Annotated in this window: 18 protein-coding genes; 13 read left to right on the top strand and 5 right to left on the bottom strand. The window is 70.5% G+C overall.

All coding sequences use genetic code 11. The features are described 5' to 3' along the window. The first annotated feature begins 54 nt into the window (after positions 1–54). The 10 genes from HCN51_RS60850 (at position 55) to HCN51_RS54290 (ending at position 11102) form a co-directional block, all read left to right on the top strand. Positions 55–195 (top strand): hypothetical protein, encoded by a 141-nt coding sequence (locus HCN51_RS60850; RefSeq protein ID WP_168021646.1) that lies wholly within the window; start codon positions 55–57, stop codon positions 193–195. Then, positions 192–1169: a phosphotransferase gene (locus tag HCN51_RS54330; RefSeq protein WP_168021645.1), complete on the top strand. Its 978-nt coding sequence runs from the start codon at positions 192–194 to the stop codon at positions 1167–1169. Before HCN51_RS60850 ends, HCN51_RS54330 begins: the two co-directional genes overlap by 4 nt. A gap of 51 nt (positions 1170–1220) precedes the next feature. Then, entirely contained in the window at positions 1221–1751 is a 531-nt protein-coding gene (locus tag HCN51_RS54325; protein WP_168021644.1) for a DUF305 domain-containing protein, read from the top strand. Positions 1752–1875: 124 nt separating this feature from the next. Continuing rightward, positions 1876–2574, top strand: a complete 699-nt coding sequence (locus HCN51_RS54320; RefSeq protein ID WP_168021643.1) for an FCD domain-containing protein — start codon at positions 1876–1878, stop codon at positions 2572–2574. A gap of 18 nt (positions 2575–2592) precedes the next feature. Further along, positions 2593–3843 (top strand): ABC transporter substrate-binding protein, encoded by a 1251-nt coding sequence (locus HCN51_RS54315; RefSeq protein ID WP_168021642.1) that lies wholly within the window; start codon positions 2593–2595, stop codon positions 3841–3843. Continuing rightward, positions 3840–4688, top strand: a complete 849-nt coding sequence (locus HCN51_RS54310; protein WP_230465721.1) for a carbohydrate ABC transporter permease — start codon at positions 3840–3842, stop codon at positions 4686–4688. Before HCN51_RS54315 ends, HCN51_RS54310 begins: the two co-directional genes overlap by 4 nt. Further along, the gene (locus HCN51_RS54305; RefSeq protein ID WP_168021641.1) at positions 4685–5497 is read left to right on the top strand and encodes an ABC transporter permease subunit; all 813 of its coding nucleotides are present in this window, start codon (positions 4685–4687) and stop codon (positions 5495–5497) included. The genes HCN51_RS54310 and HCN51_RS54305 overlap by 4 nt, the downstream gene beginning before the upstream one ends. Next, a complete protein-coding gene (locus HCN51_RS54300) occupies positions 5494–8427 on the top strand; it encodes a glycoside hydrolase family 38 N-terminal domain-containing protein (RefSeq protein WP_168021640.1) in 2934 nt (977 codons plus the stop codon). The genes HCN51_RS54305 and HCN51_RS54300 overlap by 4 nt, the downstream gene beginning before the upstream one ends. After that, complete coding sequence (locus HCN51_RS54295; protein ID WP_168021639.1) at positions 8424–9656, top strand: enolase C-terminal domain-like protein; 1233 nt, start codon at positions 8424–8426, stop codon at positions 9654–9656. Before HCN51_RS54300 ends, HCN51_RS54295 begins: the two co-directional genes overlap by 4 nt. Before the next feature lie 9 nt (positions 9657–9665). Beyond that, positions 9666–11102 carry a S10 family peptidase gene (locus HCN51_RS54290; RefSeq protein ID WP_168021638.1) on the top strand — a complete coding sequence of 479 codons (1437 nt, stop codon included), beginning with the start codon at positions 9666–9668 and terminating at the stop codon, positions 11100–11102. Positions 11103–11108: 6 nt separating this feature from the next. Here the strand turns inward: HCN51_RS54290 and HCN51_RS54285 are convergent, their stop codons facing one another. The 5 genes from HCN51_RS54285 to HCN51_RS54265 form a co-directional block, all read right to left on the bottom strand. Next, positions 11109–11939, bottom strand: a complete 831-nt coding sequence (locus HCN51_RS54285) for a hypothetical protein (RefSeq protein ID WP_168021637.1) — start codon at positions 11937–11939, stop codon at positions 11109–11111. Positions 11940–12019: 80 nt separating this feature from the next. Continuing rightward, positions 12020–12439 carry a peptidase inhibitor family I36 protein gene (locus HCN51_RS54280; protein WP_168021636.1) on the bottom strand — a complete coding sequence of 140 codons (420 nt, stop codon included), beginning with the start codon at positions 12437–12439 and terminating at the stop codon, positions 12020–12022. Positions 12440–12688: 249 nt separating this feature from the next. Next, positions 12689–13459, bottom strand: a complete 771-nt coding sequence (locus tag HCN51_RS54275) for an SDR family oxidoreductase (protein WP_168021635.1) — start codon at positions 13457–13459, stop codon at positions 12689–12691. Continuing rightward, positions 13456–14463, bottom strand: a complete 1008-nt coding sequence (locus HCN51_RS54270) for a DUF4432 family protein (RefSeq protein WP_168021634.1) — start codon at positions 14461–14463, stop codon at positions 13456–13458. The genes HCN51_RS54275 and HCN51_RS54270 overlap by 4 nt, the downstream gene beginning before the upstream one ends. Beyond that, positions 14460–15617, bottom strand: coding sequence for a DUF5005 domain-containing protein (locus HCN51_RS54265; protein WP_168021633.1), 1158 nt, complete (start codon positions 15615–15617; stop codon positions 14460–14462). The genes HCN51_RS54270 and HCN51_RS54265 overlap by 4 nt, the downstream gene beginning before the upstream one ends. A 123-nt stretch (positions 15618–15740) precedes the next feature. On the opposite strand from HCN51_RS54265, the gene HCN51_RS54260 reads away from it, so the two are divergent. From HCN51_RS54260 to HCN51_RS54250, 3 genes are all read left to right on the top strand, one after another. Further along, positions 15741–17351 carry an ABC-F family ATP-binding cassette domain-containing protein gene (locus HCN51_RS54260; RefSeq protein ID WP_168021632.1) on the top strand — a complete coding sequence of 537 codons (1611 nt, stop codon included), beginning with the start codon at positions 15741–15743 and terminating at the stop codon, positions 17349–17351. Positions 17352–17415: 64 nt separating this feature from the next. Continuing rightward, complete coding sequence (locus HCN51_RS54255) at positions 17416–18228, top strand: RidA family protein (protein ID WP_168021631.1); 813 nt, start codon at positions 17416–17418, stop codon at positions 18226–18228. Positions 18229–18363: 135 nt separating this feature from the next. After that, on the top strand, positions 18364–19657 hold a 1294-nt coding region (locus HCN51_RS54250; protein ID WP_168021630.1), incomplete at its 3' end, for an RNA polymerase sigma factor.

Below are 19657 nucleotides of genomic sequence, written 5' to 3'. Positions count from 1 at the left end.
GTCAACGGACAAAACCGATGGCCAAGAGCCCGCGCCGCACGCGAAGATCGGCGGATGGACACCCGTCCCGCCGCTACGGCAGGCACCAGGCCGAACATGCGCGTCGAGCAGCGCCCCGAATTCTTTCACCCACCCACCGGCGAGGCGAGCGTCGGCTTCGGGCCCGTGCGGTGCCGGCTGGAGCGGTCGCTGTGACGGGGCGGCGGTTCGCGGGGCGGGCGGAGCTGGCCGCCCTCGCCCACGAGGTCTTCGAGGGCCGCCGCCTGGATCGCGTCGAGCGGCTCGCGGGCGGCTCGAAGAAGGGGGTCTACCGTCTCTTCTTCCAGGATGCCGGCCCCACCGCCGTGCTCTACGCCTGGTCCGAAGACGAGGACTACTGGGATCAGGCGCGCGTGGAGAGCCGGGAGCCGTTCGCGCACGGCAGCGGGCTGCACCTCTTCAAGGCCGCGCACGAACGGCTGAGCTCTGTGGGGGTGCGGGTGCCCGATCTCTACTTCGCCGACGACAGCGGCGCGCTGTATCCGGCCGACGTGGCGGTGATCGAGGACGTGCGTGGCGGCACCCTGGAAGCGCGCCTGGGCCGCGAGGACAGCAAGCCTGTGGAGGGGCTGGCGCGGAGCCTGCGGGCGATGGCCCGGTGCCGGTCGGCCCGGCTGGGGAAGGTGGCTCTCGTGGAGAGCGGCCAGGGCATCGACCGGCCCGCCTCGGAGATCGTGCTGGAGCGGGCGCTGCGGGATCTGGCGGAGGCGGCGTCCCGGGTCGGGCGGATCGGCGAGGTGGCCGCCGAGCTGGAGGGGAGGCTGCGGGAGCTGGCGGCGGGCATCGAGCCGCGCACGGATCACGGCCTGATCCACGGTGAGCTGGGCCCCGATCACGTCCTGGTCGACGACGACGACCGGCCGGTGCTGATCGACATCGAGGGTGCGATGTTCTTCGACGTCGAGTGGGAGCACGTCTTCCTCCGGATCCGCTTCGGTGACCACTACGCCCGCCTCAGCGAGGACGGCCTGGACGAGCGCAGGGTGCGCCTCTATCGGCTCGCCCAGCATTTGTCGCTGGTCGCGGGCCCCTTGCTCCTGCTGGACGGGGACTTCCCGGACCGGGCCTTCATGCGGGGCATCGCCGAGCACCACACGGAGGAAACCCTGAAATGGGCGGTTGCGCCGTGAGCCGATCTGGTCAACTCTTAGGAAGGTTTCCTAATAACCAGAGGAGGGCCGGTGCGCGGAAGACGGTTCCTTGCGGGTCTGAGCCTCCTGCTGGCCGCCGCCTGCGCCCCGCCCGACGACGGGCCGCCGGTGAACGCCGAGGACGTGATGTTCGTCCAGATGATGGTGCAGCACCACCGCCAGGGCATCGAGATCGCCAGGCTGGGCGCCGCCCGCGCCACCGACCCCGAGCTCAAGACGCTGACCGCCGCCATCGAGAGCACCCAGCAGAGCGAGGTCGAGATGATGTTGCGCTGGCTGCACTCCTGGGACCAGCCCCTTACTCCGGCCTCAGCGGGCGCGCACGACCATCACGGCGGGATGCCGGAGACGGACGTCAAGCAGATCCAGGCGCTCAAGCGGTCCAGGAACTTCGAGTACGACCTGTGCAACCTGCTCATCGCGCACCAGGACGACGCCGTGCAGATGGCCGCCGCCGAGGTGTCGGGCGGGGCGAACCCGGAGGTGCAGAAGTGGGCCGCCCAGGTCCAGACCTCCCGTAAGGGGCAGATCGACCTGATGATGGAGCTCATCAAGAAGTGATCGATCTGAGGGTGGAGCCCATCAAGAAGTGATCCATCTGATGATGCAGCTCATCAAGAAGTAGGCGTCAAGAAGCACGCGAACGCGTAGACGCCGTGCCCGTTAAGTGATTAGATCACTTGATATGTCCGAGGTAGCGCGGCCCACGCTTTCCGACGCTCTGACAGAGCGCATGCTGGAGCTCATCCGTACGGGCGGGCACCGGCCCGGCGACAGGCTGCCCTCGACCAGGGAGCTGTCCCAGCGCTTCGCCGTCACCACCCCGACGCTGCGCGAGGCGTTGCGCAGGCTGGAGGCCACCGGGGCCATCGAGCTGCGGCACGGCTCCGGCATCTACGTCGGCGCCGCGATCGAGCGGCTGGTCCTGCCCAACCCCAACATGCGCGAGATCCACGCCGCCCAGCTCCTGGAGCTGCTCGACGCGCGGATCCTCATCGAGCCGCCGCTGGCCGCGCTGGCGGCCGAGCACGCCGGCAGCGAGGAGCTGGCGGCGCTCAGGCAGACCCTCGACGAGGCCGCCAGGCACCTGCGCGGCGAGGACGCCGAGCTGCACGACGCGAACATGACCTTCCACCGGGCCACCGCCCGGATGGCGGGCAACAGCGTCCTGCACGAGGTCGTCGACTCGCTGCTCACGGTCCACGGGCCGGAGCAGCGCGAGATCCTGCAGATCTTCGACGACCGCCGCCGTGACCACGAGGAGCACCTGGAGATCCTCGCGGCGATCGAGGCGCGCGACGCGGCGCGGGCCGAGCAGCGCATGCGGGCCCACCTGGCGGACGTCAAGACCGTCATCGAGCACAGGATGCAACCCCCCGAATAGAACCAAGGAGGCCGGCCCATGCACCGGTCACGTGTGGCCACGCTCGGCGTGGCGGCGCTCGTCCTGGCCGCCTGCGGCGGCAACGGCGCCGGCACGCCCCAGAAGAAGACCGAGCTGACCCTCTACAACGACAAGGGCGCGTGGACGAAGTACTTCGACGAGATGGGCGCCCTGTCCAAGCAGAGCATCGGCCTGGGCATGAAGCCGACGGGATACACGGACTCGGCGCAGTACCAGGCGTTCATCAAGGCCTCGTTCCGCACGAACGTCAAGCCCGACCTGTTCACCTGGCAGACCGGGGGGATGCTTGAGGAGATCGTCAAGCAGAAGCAGGTGGCCGACACCACGGCCGTCTGGCAGGAGGCGATCAAGGCGGGCGACCTGTCGCCGGACCTCGCCCCGTACTACACGGTGGGCGGCAAGCAGTACTGCGTGCCGATGAACGTCGCCTACTGGGGCATGTTCTACAACAAGAAGATCTTCGACAAGTACGACCTGAAGCCCCCGCAGACCTGGGACGACCTGGTCAAGACCGCCGAGACGCTGAAGAAGAACGGCGTGAAGGCGTTCTACCACACCAGCGTGCTGTTCTCGTTCGTCTGGTTCGAGCAGCTCATGGCCGGCACCGACCCCGACCTGTACGACCGCCTGTCCACCGGCAAGGCCAAGTACACCGACCCGGGCGTGGTGCAGGTGATGGAGCGGTGGAAGCAGCTCATCGACGCCGGCTACTTCATCAACCCGGGCGACAAGACCGACCCCGGCGACGTGCTGAAGACCGGCAAGGCGGCGATGGTGTCGTTCGGCACGTGGTTCAACACGAGCATGACGACGCGCAGCATGAAGGCCGGCACCGACTACGACTTCTTCGTCATCCCGAACGTGAACCCGGCGCTGCCCAAGACGTCGATGATCTTCGAGAGCGGGCCGCTGTGCTCGCTGGCGAAGGCGGCCGATCCCGACGCGAGCATGAAGTACCTGAAGTGGTGGACGACCGCGCAGGCGCAGGAGAAGTGGGCGACGAGCCGGGGTGACGTGAGCGCCAACCCGAAGGTGACGATCGCCGACCCGGCGCTCGGCGCGGTCACCAAGGACGCGGGCGGCGGCAAGTACCGCCTGGTCAACCGCTACTTCGAGGCGACGCCGCCGCAGATACTGACGGCCGCGCTCGACGGGTTCGGCAAGTTCGTCACCGAGCCGGGCACGTACAAGGAGGTTCTGGAGACCATCCAGAAGGAGGCGGACGAGTACTGGAGCACGCACCAGTGACGCGTCAGCCGATGCTCGGGCGGTTCAGGTACGGGTACGTGGCGCCGGCGGCGTTGCTGGTCGCGGTGCTGTTGTACGCGCCGTTCGTGTGGACCGCCTACTTGAGCCTGACCCGCTACGACGGTCTGGAGCCGCCGGTCTGGGCGGGGTTGGCCAACTTCGCCAAGCTGTTCGACGACGCGGCGCTGCTCACCTCGACCCGCAACACGCTCATCTGGGTGATCGGCACGATGGTGCTGCCGGTCGGGCTCGGGCTGCTGGTGGCGGTGCTCTCGTACGACATCAGGGGCGGCGCGTGGTTCCGGGTGCCGTTCATGCTGCCGTACGCGTTGAGCGGCGCGGGCCTGGCCATGGTGTGGAGCCCGGTGCTGTCCCACGACGGCATCGCGAACGTGCTGCTCGGCGTGGACACCGCGTTCCTGCAAGAAGCGCCGGCGAACACGTTCGCGATGCTCGCGGTCTGGACGTGGCAGCAGCTCGGCGTGAACTGCCTGCTGTTCGTGGTGGGGCTGCAGTCGATCCCCAGGGAGCCGATCGAGGCGGCGCGGCTGGACGGCGCGTCGGGCTGGCGGCTGTTCCGGCACGTGATCTGGCCGCTCATGCGGCCGTTGACGGCGGTCGTGGTGGGGCTGGCGCTGGTGTCGAGCCTGAAGACGTTCGACATCGTGTGGGTGCTCACGCAGGGCGGTCCCGGGCGCAACTCGGAGACGCTGGCGGTGACCATGTACAAGGAGACGTTCGTGGCCAGCGACTACGGTTACGGCTCGGCGGTCGCGGTGCTGCTGACGGTCGTGACGGGGCTGGCGTCGTACCTGTATCTGCGCAGGCAGGTGACGGCCACGTGATCAGGCGGGCTGTGCTCATCCTGCTCGGGCTGGTGTGGCTCGGGCCGACGTACCTGCTGCTGGTGAACGCCGCGCGCCCGGCGAGCGGGTACGACCCGGCGAGCGCATGGGTCCCGTCGGGCGACTTCGCGTTGCTGGAGAACTTCGGGCGGGCCGTGGAGGGCGCGAACCTCGGCGGCAGCCTGGCCAGCACGGCGCTCTACAGCGTCGTCTCGCCGCTGCTCGGCGTGCTGATCGGGGCGCTGGCCGGATACGTGATCGTGGTGCTGCGGCTGCGGCACGGGTTCTGGTGGTTCCTGCTGATCTTCGGCGGCACCGTCTTCCCGTCGCAGATGCTGCTGGTGCCGTTGTTCGTCGGCTACAGCGACGCCGGTCTGTACGACAGCCGCCTCGGCCTGATCCTCATCTACACGGCGATCAACGTGCCGCTGGCCGCGTTCGTGCTGCGCAACTTCTACTCCGGCATCGCGTTCTCGATCTTCGAGGCGGCCCGCATGGACGGCGCCTCGACCTTCCGCGTCTTCTGGCGCATCTACCTGCCGATGTCGCTGCCCGCGCTGGCGGCCGTGTTCATCCTCGAGTTCACCTTCATCTGGAACGACCTCATCTTCGGCCTCACCCTCACCCAGACGGAGGACGTGCGGCCGGTGATGACGGCCATCGCGGGCCTGATGACCGACGTGTACGCCGGCACCCCGGTCCCCGTCGGCCTGGCGGCGGGGCTGGTGGTCTCGCTGCCGACGGTCGTGCTGTTCCTCGCCACCCAGCGCCTGTTCGCCAGGGGCCTTTCTCTAGGGAGTGTTCAATGACCAGCCGGTTGCTCCAGCGCAGCCTCGGGAGCCCCGACTACGACGGGATCAGGCAGGCGCTGCGCGACGACACCTCGACGCCCGTGATCAGCGTGCGCGGGCTGGAGGTGCGGGTCGCGGTGCTGCCGCTGTTCACTCATGACGGCCGGCAGGCGGTGCGGGTCTCCAGCACGGAGCCGCTGACGCACGTGCTGGTCGGCGTGGACAGCGCGTCGGGCAGCGACGTGACGCTGCTGGTGCCCGAGGTGGACGCGCCGCGCACGCTGACGCTGGAGTGCCGCGACGACGCCGGGGTGGTCGGCAGCGCGCGGATCACGGTGACGCCGCAGCGCAAGTGGCACGTGTTCGTGGTGCACCACTCGCATCTCGACATCGGCTACACCGATCCGCAGGGCACGGTGCTGCGCCACCACCTCGACTACCTCGACGCGGCGCTGCGGCTGGCGGAGGAGACCGCGTCGTGGCCGGACGACGCGAGGTTCCGCTGGACGGTCGAGTCGTCGATGCCGGCGCTGAAGTGGCTGGCGGTCCGGCCCCGGGAGATGGTCGACTCGTTCGCGGCGCTGGCCAGGGCGGGCTCGATCGAGGTGACGGCGCTGCCGTTCCAGCTGCACACCGAGGCGTGCTCGACGGAGGAGCTGCACCGGCAGCTCCGCTTCACCGCCCAGCTCGAAGAGCGTTACGGCTTCGCCACGAAGTCGGCCATGCACACGGACGTGCCGGGCGCCGTGGTCGGGCTGGTGGACGCGCTCAACGCGGCCGGGGTGCGCTACCTGGCCGCCGCGCACAACTGGGCCGGGCGGTCCGTGCCGTACCTGCACGGCGGCGACAAGCTGACCCGGCCGTTCCGGTGGCGGGCGCCGAGCGGGAACGAACTACTCGTGTGGTTCACGGACACGCCGCACGGGATGGCGTACATGGAGGGCAACACGGTCGGGCTGACGGACTCGTACGAGCTGGCCGACGACCTGCTGCCGCGTTACCTGTCGGCGCTGGCCACCCGGGGTTACCCGTACGGGCCGGGGACGTTCGGCTGGCAGGGGCCGGACGCGCCGAAGGAGCCGTACGAGCTGGACGTGCTGCACCTGCGCGTGCAGGGGGCGCACGCCGACAACGCGGGCCCGTCGATCGTGCCCGCGACGATCGCCCGCCGGTGGAACGAGCAGTGGGCCTATCCGCGCCTGCGCTCGGCCGTGAACAGCGACTTCTTCGAGCACGTGGAGGCGCGCCACCACGACCGGCTGGCCGTGCACGAGGGCGACTGGACCGACTGGTGGGCCGACGGGCTCGGCTCGGGCGCGCGCCCCCTCGGTTACGTACGGCGGGCGCAGTCGGCGCTGCGCGTGGCCGAGACGCTGCACACACTGGCGGGCGTGGACGCGACCGAGCAGGTGGACGCCGCCTATGACAAGGTCGCGCTGTTCAACGAGCACACGTGGGGCGCGGCGAACCCCTGGGAGGACGCCGAGGAGGCGGGCGACTCCGGCGGCCTGCAGTGGACGCGCAAGTCGTCGGGCGCGTACGCGGCCCAGGACGACGCGGCCGACCTGCTGCACGCGGGGGTCCGCAGGTTCGCCGCGGCGCTGTCGGAGGCGGGCATCGAGGGCGGGGCGCTGGCCTCGTTCGCGGTGTTCAACCCGGGCACGCACGCGCGCACGGACGTCGTGCGGGCCTTCCTGCCCCGGGACGTGGTGGGCGTGGACGTGCCGATCGCGCTGGTGGACGCCCGGACGGGGCAGCCGTTGCCGCACCACGAGGAGCTGGTGGACCCGGACGACTGGCCGACGCGCCCGATCGGCCGGCACATCCACGCCGTCGTGCCGGAGATTTCCGGATTCAGCTATGTGCGGGTGGACGTCGTCCCGGGGGAGAGCCAGGCACCCGAGCCGGTCCCGCTCGCCACGGACGGCGTGATCGAGAACGAGTTCTATCGCGTGACCTACGACGTCCGCGAGGGTTACCTGTCCTCGATCTTCGACAAGCGGGCCGGCCGCGAGCTGGTCAACGGCGACGCGGCGGCCGGTTTCGGCCAGTACGTCTACGACCAGTACGCCACCGCCCCCCACTTCAACCACCTGTCGGGCCACGTGGGGGCGCACGACCGCACCCTGCTCGGCGACCGCGCCATCGGCACCAACGCCGTGATCAAGGAGGTCAGGCGCACGGCCGTCGGCGAGAAGCTGGTCGTGGAGCTGCGCGGCAAGGGCGCCGACTGGATCCGTACCACGGTCGAGCTGCACTACGGCGTGCCCCGCCTCGACCTGACCTACCAGCTCGCCAAGCAGGGCACCCCCGCCAAGGAGGCCGTCTTCCTGGCCTTCCCGTTCGCGGCGGGCCCGCCCACCGCGTGGGAGCTGACCGGCGGCGTCGGCGGGCCGGACGTGCCCCGGGTGCCGGGCTCGGCCGCGTACATGCTGCCGATCCGGCACTGGATCGCCTTCGAGGACCCCGAGCTGACCGTCGCCTGGGCCACCCTGGAAGCGCCGCTGGTGCAGCTCGGCACCATCCACATGCCGTACGCGCCGTTCCCGCCCACGCTCGACCACGAGGACGGCACCGTCTACTCGTGGGCGCTCAACAACATCTGGGACACCAACTTCCCCGCGCAGCAGCAGGGCGAGACCACGTTCCGCTACGCGGTGACCTCGCGGGCCGGCGCCACGGGCCGGCGGCTGGGGGCCGAGGCGGCGGCCGGGCTGACCGAGCCGTTCGTCGGCGCGCTGATCACCGACAGCCCCGCCGGCGAGGAGACGTACGTGTCGGTGGACCACCCCGATGTCCTGGTCACCTCGCTCGGCTGGGACGGCGTGCGGCTGCAGTCGCTGGCCGCCGAGCCGGTCGAGGTCAGGGTCTCGCGGCCGGGGCACGAGACAGCCGAGGTGACGCTGCCCGCGTGCGGCGTGGCGATCGTCAGGGGGACGCGCCAGTGAAGATCGCAGACATCCGGGCCACCACGGTCGCGGTCCCGCTGGAGGCGCCGCTGCGGCACAGCAACGGCGCCCACTGGGGCCGGTTCGTCCGCACGATCGTCGAGGTCGAGGCCGACAACGGGCTGATCGGGCTGGGGGAGATGGGCGGCGGGGGCGAGAGCGCCGAGGCGGCCTTCCGCGCGCTGAAGCCGTACCTGAAGGATCACGACCCGTTCCAGCTCGAAGCGCTCCGCTTCAAGATCGCGAACCCGACGGCCTCGCTCTACAACAACCGCACGCAGCTCCTGGCCGCCATCGAGTTCGCCTGCCTCGACCTCGTCGGGCAGCACCTCGGGGTGCCCGCCTGCGACCTGCTCGGCGGGCGGCTGCGCGACGCCGTGCCGTTCGCCTCGTACCTGTTCTTCCGGTACGCCGCCGACGGCCACGCCGAGATCCGCACCCCCGAGCAGCTCGTCGAGCACACCAGGAGCCTCAAGCAGGCGCACGGGTTCACCGTGCACAAGCTCAAGGGCGGCGTGTTCCCGCCGGACTACGAGCTGGAGTGCTACCGGGCGCTGGCCGAGGCGTTCCCCGGCGACCGGCTCAGGTACGACCCGAACGCCGTGCTGTCGGTCGCCGAGGGGCTGCGCTTCGGGCGGGCCATCGAGCACCTGAACAACGACTACCTGGAGGACCCGGTCTGGGGGCTCGAAGGGCTGCGGGCCGTGCGCGAGCAGGTCAGGGTGCCGCTGGCGACCAACACCGTGGTGGTCAACTTCGAGCAGCTCGCCTCGAACGTGCTGCGCAGGGCCGCCGACGTGGTGCTGCTGGACACGACGTTCTGGGGCGGGATCAGGCCGTGCGTGAAGGCGGCGGGGGTGTGCGAGACGTTCCAGCTCGGGGTGGCCGTGCACTCGTCGGGGGAGCTGGGCGTGCAGCTCGCGACGATGCTGCACCTGGGCGCGGTGCTGCCGAACCTGACCTACGCCGCCGACGCGCACTACCACCAGCTCAGGGACGACGTGATCGAGGGCGGCAAGATGGCGTACTCGGAGGGCGCCATCGCCGTGCCCGAGGGGCCGGGGCTGGGGGTGCGGCTGGATCCCGAGCGGGTCGCCCGGTACGCCGAGTACTACCGGGAGACGGGCGGCTACCCCTACGATCGCGACCCGGGGCGGCCCGGCTGGTACGCGACGGTGCCGAACGAGCGCTTCGCAGATCCGGAAATGTCAGTCGAAATCGGACCATAATTGGTCCTCATGTCTGAAGAGTCAAAGCCGGCCACCCCTGCCGACAACCTGGTCACCACCTCCCACACCCTGCCCTCCGGCGAGGCGTACACCGCCACGACCGGCACCGTGGTGCTGCGCGAAGAGGTGACCAACGACGGCAAGTTCGAGGGGTTGCGGCCGAAGGCCGAGGTGTTCGTCACCGCGTACACGATGGCCGGCGCCGACCCGCTGACCAGGCCGATCACGTTCGCGTTTAACGGCGGGCCCGGGTCGTCCAGCGTGTGGCTGCACCTCGGCGTCCTCGGGCCGCGCCGCGTCGTCATGGGCGACGCCGGGGCGCTGCTGCCGCCGCCGTACGGGCTGGCGGACAACGAGGAGAGCCTGCTGCGGGTCAGCGACCTGGTCTTCATCGACCCGATCTCCACCGGCTACTCCCGGGTGGCGGAAGGGGAGAAGGCGGAGCCGTACCACGGCTTCTCCGGCGACCTGGAGTCCATCGGCGAGGTGATCAGGCTGTGGACGACCAGGAACGGGCGGTGGATGTCGCCGAAGTTCCTGGCGGGAGAGTCGTACGGGACGGTCAGGGCCTCCGGGCTGGCCGAGCACCTGCAGTCGCGCTACGGCATGTACCTCAACGGCGTGATGCTCATCTCCTCGGTGCTCGACTTCATCACCGGCGAGTTCAACGACGGCAACGACCTCGCCTACGCCCTGTACCTGCCGACGTACGCGGCCATCGCCCACCACCACGGCCTGCACGGCGACCGGCCGCTGGCCGACGTGCTGCGCGAGGCCGAGGAGTACGCCGACCGCGACTACCTGTGGGCGCTGGCCCGCGGCAACCGCCTCCCCGCGGAGGAGCGCGCCGCCGCCGTCACGAAGGTCGCCTCGCTGACCGGGCTGAGCGAGGACTACGTGGACCGGGTCAACCTGCGCATCGAGCACATCCGCTTCTTCACCGAGGTGCTGCGCCCGCGCCGCCAGATCGTCGGCCGCCTCGACGGCCGCTTCACCGGCTGGGACCCCGACGCGGGCCGCGAGCACTTCACCGCGGACCCGAGCATGGACGCCATCATGGGCCCGTACAGCGCCGCCCTCAACCACTACCTGCGCACGGAACTGGGCTATGCCAACGACCTGCCGTACGAGATCCTCACCTCGCGGGTGCACCCCTGGTCGTACAAGGAGTTCGAGAACGCGCACGTTCAGGTGGCCTCCCGTCTCGCCGCGGCCATGCGCACGAACCCGCACCTGCGGGTGCACGTGGCCTGCGGCTACCACGACGGCGCCACCCCGTACTTCGCCGCCGAGCACACCTTCGCGCACCTGGCCGTGCCCGCCGAGCTGACCGGCAACATCGAGTTCAAGTACTACGAGGCCGGACACATGATGTACGTGCACGAGCCCAGCAGGCTGCGGCAGTCGGCCGACCTGGCGGCCTTCGTCCTCGGCGAGCGGGCGTGAGGCCGGTCAGCCGACCCGGCGGCCGTCCTCTTCGGCGAGCAGGCGCGTGGCACGCTCCAGGCGCTGCCTGAGGTTGACGCGCAGGGCGGCGAAGCGGTCGCGGTTGTCGCGGATGACGGCCCGCTGCAGGTCGGCGTCGGCCGCGTACCAGGCGGCGACCAGGCCGGACGACCACTTGCACAGGGTGTCGGCGGTCGCGACCTGCTTCTCCTCCTCGGTGACGGCCGGCTCGTCGAGATCCCAGCGGCTGTCGGCGATGGCCGCCTCCGGGGCCGGGTACGTGTGCCCGGCCCGGTGCATGCACGACGACCAGCGCTTGACCGCGGCGGTGACCGACGGGTGCTTGGCGGCCTGCTCCAGCGTGAGCGAGTCCTGGAGGCCGAGCCACGGCCAGTCCGCCTTGCGCACCCCCTTGTCCAGGGTCAGCGTGGCGCGGTCGAGGCAGCCGCGGTCGGCCGCGGTGCCGTACAGGCGGTGCCGGGTGCGCTTGGACAGCTTGCCCGCCCAGGTGCCGCTGGTGTCGGGCGAGGGCGGCCGGGCCAGGTGGTAGCCGCTGCGCCGGGCCGCGTCGATGTCGGTGACGCCGTAGCGGCGCGAGTTGCCGGGGTCGATCGCGGCCAGCGTGGACGGGTCCTCGGCGGGTGGGGAGATCGCGATGCCCTGCTTGCGCATGCACCGCACGACGAGACGGTTGTGGGCATTGCCCAGGACGGCCCGCTGCTGGGGAGTGGTCTTGTAGGCGTCGAACGGCAGCACCAGCTCCGAGACGGAGGTGACGCCCCGTACGGGCGCCGGTGGCGCGGGCTCGTCGGCGCCGCAGGCCGCGGCGGTCGTCACCAGCAGCAGCGCGCTCGCGACCAGTCCGCGGCAGCCGGTTTCCGGCGGCCAAGCCCGGAAACCGGCACTCCCCTTAATGCTCAGTGGCACCAGATGTCGATCGCGCTGGCGCGGTTGTTGCCGATGGCGTTGTTCGCCAGGAAACCATCGTTCGAGTTGTGCGTGAAGGTGCTGTGGGCGCCGGTGTATCCGGGGTGCTGCCACAGCGTGGCGCTGCAGCCGACCCGGTTCCTGATCGAGCTGGTCTCGTTGTTCATGCTGTGCCAGGAGTTACTGAAGTCCCAGTTCAGCCAGTTGTTGTCGGCGAAGTTCGAGTCGTCCTTGGTGAAGTCCCGCCAGTGGTCGACCTGGCCGCGGTTGTAGTCGAATCCGGCGTACAGGCAGACGCGACCTCCGTAGCAGGTCGAGCGGGGGCTTGCCGCCGCGGTGGCAGCCGGGGCGACCACGGCGAACAGCGCGGCCGCCGCGACGAAGCCGGCGGCCTTCTTGAATAGCCTCACAGGTCTCTCCTCGATCGGTGAGTCATTTCGACCTCGTAACTTAGCGTGCGGAATCGAACACGAGTCGTTGTGACTCGCCGATCCCTTTAAGGCTTCGCGCCCGGGTGAGGGTCGCGTGCCCGGCCCGCCAGACCCACTCGTATCAGTGCGGTGACCTGCGAGTTCGTCGCATTGACGCAACTGTTGCCACCTCGGGTGGGCGCACGGAGGAACCCGTGACCCATTCCGGGGGCAGTAATTTCACAACTGTTATTCGGGCAGCGCCGCGGGATTGCGTGCCAGCAGCCCGCCGTCCACCCGGTGCTCCGCGCCGGTGATGAACGACGAGCGCGGCCCCGCCAGGAACGCCACCAGCTCCGCCACCTCCTCGGGCCGGCCGACGCGGCCCAGCGGGTGCGCGCGGCCCCACTGCGCGACCTGCTCGTCCTGCGACAGCTCGCCCCGCCACAGGTCCGCCGCCCAGCGCAGCATCGGGGTGTCCACCGAGCCGGGGCAGACCGCGTTGACCCTGATGCCGTCGGCCGCGTGGTCGAGCGCCATGGCCCGCATCAGGCCGTTGAGCGCGGCCTTGCTGGTGCTGTAGGCCGCCACCTGCTGCTGCGCGGCGAACGCCTGCACCGACGAGACGACCACGATCGAGCCGCCGCCGCGCTCGCGCAGCCTGGGCACGGCGGCCTTGCAGGTGAGGTAGACGCCCTTGAGGTTGATGTCCAGCACCTCGTCCCAGACCTCCTCGGGGGTGTCCTCGACGGTGCCGTACCGCTGCACGCCCGCGCAGGTCACCACGATGTCGAGGCCGCCGTACCGGCTGACGGCCAGCTCCACCAGGTCGCGTACCTCTTCGGCCCGGCGCACGTCGGCGATCCGGCCGGTGACGCGCTCGCCGTCCCGCTCGGCCTCCTTGTCCACGCCGCAGAACACCACGGACGCCCCGCCGGCGACCAGCCGGTCCACCACCGCGCGCCCGATGCCCATGGACCCGCCCGTCACGAGCGCCACCTTGCCGTCGAACTCCGTCACCCCAGCACCTCCGCGCGCCACCTCAACACCTTCGTCTCGTACGGGTCCAGGACGAGGGCCGTGCCGTTGGCCACGGCCGCGGCCAGCCCATCGGTCGGCATGCCCGCGAACGGCTCCAGCCCCACCGTGTACGCCCGTCCCCACCACGGGTAACCGGTGGACGCGCCGAGCTCCTGCCACATCCACAGGTACGGCAGCACCGTCGCATCCCAGGCAACCCGCATACCGATATTTCCTGAAATCTCGTACCAACCCTCGTCGCCGAACCCCGTCAGATAGACGATGTCGCTCGGCGACCCCGGCTCAGGCACGACACTCAGATCCGTCTCGCCGCCTCCGTGGGCGGGCACCACGGGCCACGTCCCGCCGGCCCGTACTCTCCGCTCAGGGGGATTGATGGCACTCTCGTGCGGGATCACGGTGACACCCTCCGGCAGCCTGATCCGGGCCCCGGGGCGCAGGAACGGCCGGCCGTACACGATGTGCTGCCCCCACATCGCGTGCAGCCGCAGCCCCGACTCGTTCGTGGCCCGCCCCTCGACCTCCAGCACCGCCGTGCCCGAGCGCAGCCGCACGACCCGCTCCATCCGGTACGGCAGCCGCCGCGTGCGCACGCTCAGCCGCACCGCGACCTCCTCGGGGGAGTCGGCCACGACCTCGCACTCCCACGGCAGCCCCGACACCTCGCCGTGCTGCGCCAGCCGCGCCCCCCGGTACTCGCTGGGGGCGCCGCCGTTCGGGAAGACCTCCTGCCAGCCGCCCTCGTAGTGGTCGACGAACTGGGCGACGTCGTCGGCGGCACCATGGAGATGCTCGCGGGGGTCGCGCAGGCCCTGCGGCGCCAGCCAGACGAAGTCGGTGTCGGTGGGCTTGTGCAGCAGCTCCACGACGTCCCCGCCCTTGCCGGGCAGCAGGGTCACCCGCAGCCGCTCGTTCTCCAGCGTCACCGCCCGCAGCTCGCCGATCGTGCCGTGCCGCAGCCGGGCCGCCCAGTTCCTTCTCATCCGAACGTCACGTCCAGGAACCGCGGGCGGTAGATGGTGACGTCGCGGTAGTGGTCGGTGTTGACGAAGCTGTTGACGTTGTACGACACCACCAGCCCCGGCCCGTCGACCTCCGGGTGGGCGTGCGCGTTGTAGGTGAAGACGTTCCCGCTCGTCTCAGGCGTCGTGTAGACGTGCTGCTTGCCGGTGAACGGGCCGGCGGGGGAGCACGCGGAGTAGGCCACGATGTTCGGGCTCAGCGCCTCGGTCGTGTCGTGCGTGATCAGCACGTAGCCGTCGCCGACCCGGCTGACGCTGTACTCGTTCGCCACCCCGCCCATGATCCGCGCCGAGTCCGCCTCGCTCGCCGACCAGGTGCCGTCGGCCTTCAGGAACTCCCACTGCCCGAGCAGACTCTGCCCCTTGACCCGGGCGACGTGCATGTACTTCGGCGAGCCGAGATCCTCGACCCCGTAGACGTAGGTGTGGCCGCCGTCCTTCAGGATCCCGGAGGCCCAGGCCACGCCGTGCCCGCTCGGCAGGTCGTGCACGCTGATCGGCCGGTTCAGCCGCCCCGGCGCGAACCTGGCCACCACGTTGCGGTGCCAGCGCCAGTCCCACGCCCCCGTCCCGAACCGCTCGTACTCCTGGTAGGTCACCTCGACCATCCCGCCGGCCAGCGTCGCGTCACCCGCCCAGAACCAGTGCTTGTCGTCGCGCGGCGGCATCACGGCCGTCGGCTTCGCGGGGGTGCCGTCGTGGATCGTGGCCAGCCGCCCGTCGCGCTCGACGGCGAAGGAGTTGTTCAGGAACACCGTCGTCCCGCCCTCCTCCACCACCGGCGGCCGGGACCCGTCGGGGTTGACCCGGCCGAGGAAGGTGTCCGAGAACACCCACAGCTCCTTGCCGCCGGGCAGCTTGAGCGAGTACGTGCCGTCGGCGCCCGTCCAGTCGTCGAGGCGGCTGTTGTCGTTGCCGTAGGTGGTGAACAGGCTGGTCAGCCGGGCGTTCGTGCTCGCACTCCGTACGGTGGGCGCACACGCGGAGGCCGCCGAGGCGACCTGCCGCTCCTGCACGACGGGAACCGGCTTGGGCGGCGCGGCCTGCACGGGCTGCGCGGCGAGGCCGATCAGGGCGATGGCGAGGGGTGCCAGGGCGGTGCGGAATCGCGTCATCACACGTCCTAGGGGAGGGGGTTCCCTACAGTTCTAGTCATTAGATCACTTACTGTCCAGGGTCGCGGGGAACGCGCGGAAATCCGGGTGACCGCGTGGCGGGTCGCCCGTTAACCTGCCGGGATGGGCCACGTTGAAGTAGGACATCTGACGTACGTGCTGCCCGACGGGCGGCCCCTGCTCAACGACGTGTCCTTCCGGATCGGCGAGGGTGTGAAGGCGGCGCTGGTCGGGCCCAATGGCGCGGGCAAGACGACGCTCATGCGGCTGATCGCCGGAGACCTCCAGCCGGTCGAGGGCAGCGTGGCCAGCTCCGGCGGGCTTGGCGTGATGCGGCAGTTCATCGGCAGCGTGCGTGACGGCAGCAACGTGCGCGACCTGCTGCTGGGCGTGGCGCCGCCGGCGGTGCGGCAGGCGGCGGAGCGGCTCGACGCGGCCGAGCTGGTGATGATGGAGCGCGACGACGAGAAGACGCAGATGCGTTACGCGCAGGCGATCAGCGACTACACCGACGCCGGCGGCTACGAGATCGAGGTGCTCTGGGACACGTGCACGGTGTCCGCCCTCGGCGTGCCGTTCGAAAGGGTGAAATATCGGGACGTGTCGACGCTGTCGGGCGGCGAGCAGAAGCGGCTCGTCCTGGAGGCGCTGCTGCGCGGCCCCGACCAGACCCTGCTGCTCGACGAGCCCGACAACTACCTCGACGTCCCCGGCAAGGAGTGGCTGGAGCAGCAGCTCAGGGAGACGCCCAAGACGGTGCTGCTGGTCAGCCACGACCGCCAGCTCCTCGCCAACGCCGCCGACCGCATCGTCACCGTCGAGTCGGGCAACATCTGGATCCACGGCGGCGGCTTCACCACGTACGCCGAGGCGCGCAAGGCCCGCAACGAGCGCCTCGACGAGCTGCGCCGGCGCTGGGACGAAGAGCACGCCAAGCTCAAGGCCCTGGTCAACATGCTGAAGAACAAGGCGCGCTACAACGACGGCATGGCCCCGGCCTACCACGCGGCCCAGACGCGGCTGCGCAGGTTCGAGGAGGCGGGGCCGCCCGAGGAGGCGCCCGGCGACCAGAACATCAAGATGCGCCTGCGCGGCGGCCGCACCGGCAAGCGCGCGGTGATCTGCGAGGAGTTGGAGCTCACGGGCCTGATGCGCCCGTTCGGCCTGGAGGTCTGGTACGGCGAGCGCGTCGCGGTGCTCGGCTCCAACGGCTCCGGCAAGTCGCACTTCCTGCGCCTGCTGGCGGGCGAGCCGGTCGCCCACGAGGGTGTGGCCAGGCTGGGCGCCCGCGTGGTGCCGGGCCACTTCGCCCAGACCCACGCCCGCCCCGACCTGCTGGGCCGCACCCCCGTCGAGATCGTCATGACCGAGCACGCCAAGCTCAAGAACGAGGCCATGAAGATCCTGGCCCGCTACGAGCTGGCCGGGCTGATCGCCGAGCAGCGCTTCGACACGCTGTCCGGCGGCCAGCAGGCGCGCCTGCAGATCCTGCTGCTGGAGCTGTCGGGGGCCACGCTGCTGCTGCTCGACGAGCCGACCGACAACCTTGACCTGGCCAGCGCGGAGGCGTTGCAGGCGGGCCTGGAGGCGTTCGACGGCACGGTGCTGGCGGTCACCCACGACCGGTGGTTCGCCGCCGACTTCGATCGCTACCTGGTCTTCGGCTCCGACGGCACGGTCTACGAGTCGCCCGAGCCGGTATGGGACGAGTCGAGGGTCGTGCGTCCCCGTTAAAGGTTCGGTACGGCTGGCGCGTGTCCCGCGTCAGCCGTACCCATGCGCGGGTTATCACGGCAAAGTGATCCCGCGCAGCCGTACCGCCGGCCTCCTCGTCCTGGGGGCGATCTGCCTGCCCGCGTGCCTGTCCGCGTGCGCGAGCGAGGAACGACCCGTGCAACAGCTCAAGCCGCTCGCTCTCAAGGAGCAGGTCTCCACCATCGTCAAGTCCGCCGACGGGTACGCCGTCACCTGGGCGGGCGTGCTCAGCAACGCCAACCCGTGGCACTTCGGCGAGCACGTGGTGGCCACGATCGTCGGGCACGACGCCCGGGGCGCCGAGGTGGTCAGGATGGACCAGCCGCTCGACGCCGTGCCGCCGGGCGGCACGCTGGCGTTCACCGGCCAGGCCAGCGCCACGCAGAAGCCGGCGAAGGTGACGATCCAGTACCGTCCGGCGCAGTGGCGGATGGCGGGGCGGATCGCGTCGGCGTTCCAGCGGTTCCCGACCTCGCGGGTGCAGACAATGCGCCAGAAAGACGGCACGTACCTGATTACGGGCTATATTGCGAATCCTTATAGCATTCCGGCGAGCACGCTCGTCGTGAACGCGTTGCTGCGCGACAAGGCGGGCAAACTGCTCGGCGGCGGCAGCACGTTCGTGGACGAGGTGCAGGCGGGCAGCCCGCCGCGCTTCATCCTGACGGTGAGCGGCCTGCCGAAGGGCGCCGAGGTGGCCAAGACCGAGATCACCGCCCGGACCTGGGGGTCCACCGGCCGTCCTTACGAGGAGCTGGCGCTGGCCGGCGCCGTGCCGGTGCACACGGTCAAGCCGACGAGCGAGCCGTTCGCGGTGGACCGCAACACCTCGATCGTTTCGGATTATAAGCAGTGATTTCCCGAAAAATCGGGAAATCAAGCGCTATCGCGCGCTTTTTCTGTACGAATTCCAGCCACTTTGCCCGACGAAGCCATGCCATCGGCGTGAACAGGTAGAACTACTAGTTACCGATCCATTACCTTCAGTCACATGAATGACCGCGTCCTGGTCGAAGCACTCCGCGCCCGTGATCCAGGAGCACCGTCCGCGCTCTATGACGCCCACGCGGAGAGCGTCTACCGCTACTGCTGGTCCCTGCTGCTCAGCGCCGAGAGCGCCCAGGTGGCCCTGCGCGACACGCTCATCGCCGCCGAGGCGCACGCGGGCGCGCTCGCCGACCCCGACCGGCTGCGTACCTGGCTGTACGCGCTGGCCCGCGCCGAATGCCTGCGCCGCCGTGCCGCCGCCCCGCCGGGCGCCGCCGAGGGCCTGGCCGAGGCGCCGCCGCTGGACGACGCGGTGGACGCCGACCTGCGCGTCATGGCCTGGAACGCCGTCCAGAGCCTGCCGCTGACCGAGCGGGAGGTCCTGGAGCTGGTCCACCGGCACGGCCTGCCCGCCGCCGACCTGACCCAGGTGCTGGGCCTGCCGCCCCGGCAGGTGGAGCTGCTCCTGGAGGAGGCCAGGGAGCTGCTGCGCGACGCCATCACGGCCGAGGTCCTGGCGAGGAAGGGCCCGTACGACTGCCCGCGCCGCGCCCGCATCCTGACCGGCTTCGCCGGCGAGCTGACCCAGGACATGCGCGAGCACCTGGTCAGGCACCTGCCCCGCTGCGAGGTCTGCGCCCCGCACCGCACCCGCGAGGTGTCGGCCGCCAAGGTCTACGAGCTGCTGCCGGCGCCGGTGCTGCCCGAGGCGCTGCGGATCAGGGTCATGAGCTGCTTCGCCGACCCCGAGCTGCTGCCCTACCGCCGTTACGTCGCCAGGCGTACGGGCGTCCTGGGAGCCGCCGGGTTTCCCGTTTCAGCGCAGCGCCAGGTTCGGCGGTGGCATCAGGCGCTGGCAGGCGCGCTGGCGGCGGTCACGGCCGTGGTGGCGATAATGATGATCTTCGATCGGATCGGGAGGGACAACGGTGGGGTCACAGGCATCGCGACGGCCGCGTTCCCGGCGACGGGTGAGCCGCCGGGCATCCGGCTGCCCTGGCAGCCGAACCCTCAGGACGTACCGCTGACCGTGGCTCCCATCGTCGACAACGCCACCACGCGCCCCCTCGGGGTGACCGTCTCGCCCGCCGTGTCCACGCCGGCGCCGCCGCTGTCCGTACCGTCGCAAGCCTCGACCGGCGGTGGCCCGCAGCCGTCGCAGCCATCCCGGCCGGACGAGCACGAAAAGCCCGCGGAAGACCCGCCACCGGATCCACCGTCAGAGCTGCCGCACGAGGACCCGCACGAGGACCCGCCGGACAAACCGGAGCCCCGCCCCAGCACCCCCTGCCCGACCC

The sequence above is a fragment of the Nonomuraea composti genome, assembly GCF_012034275.1.
GTDB classification, from domain to species: Bacteria; Actinomycetota; Actinomycetes; order Streptosporangiales; family Streptosporangiaceae; genus Nonomuraea; species Nonomuraea composti.
The sequence above is the reverse complement of the archived record's forward strand: the minus strand, read 5'-3'. Positions and strand labels throughout refer to the sequence as shown.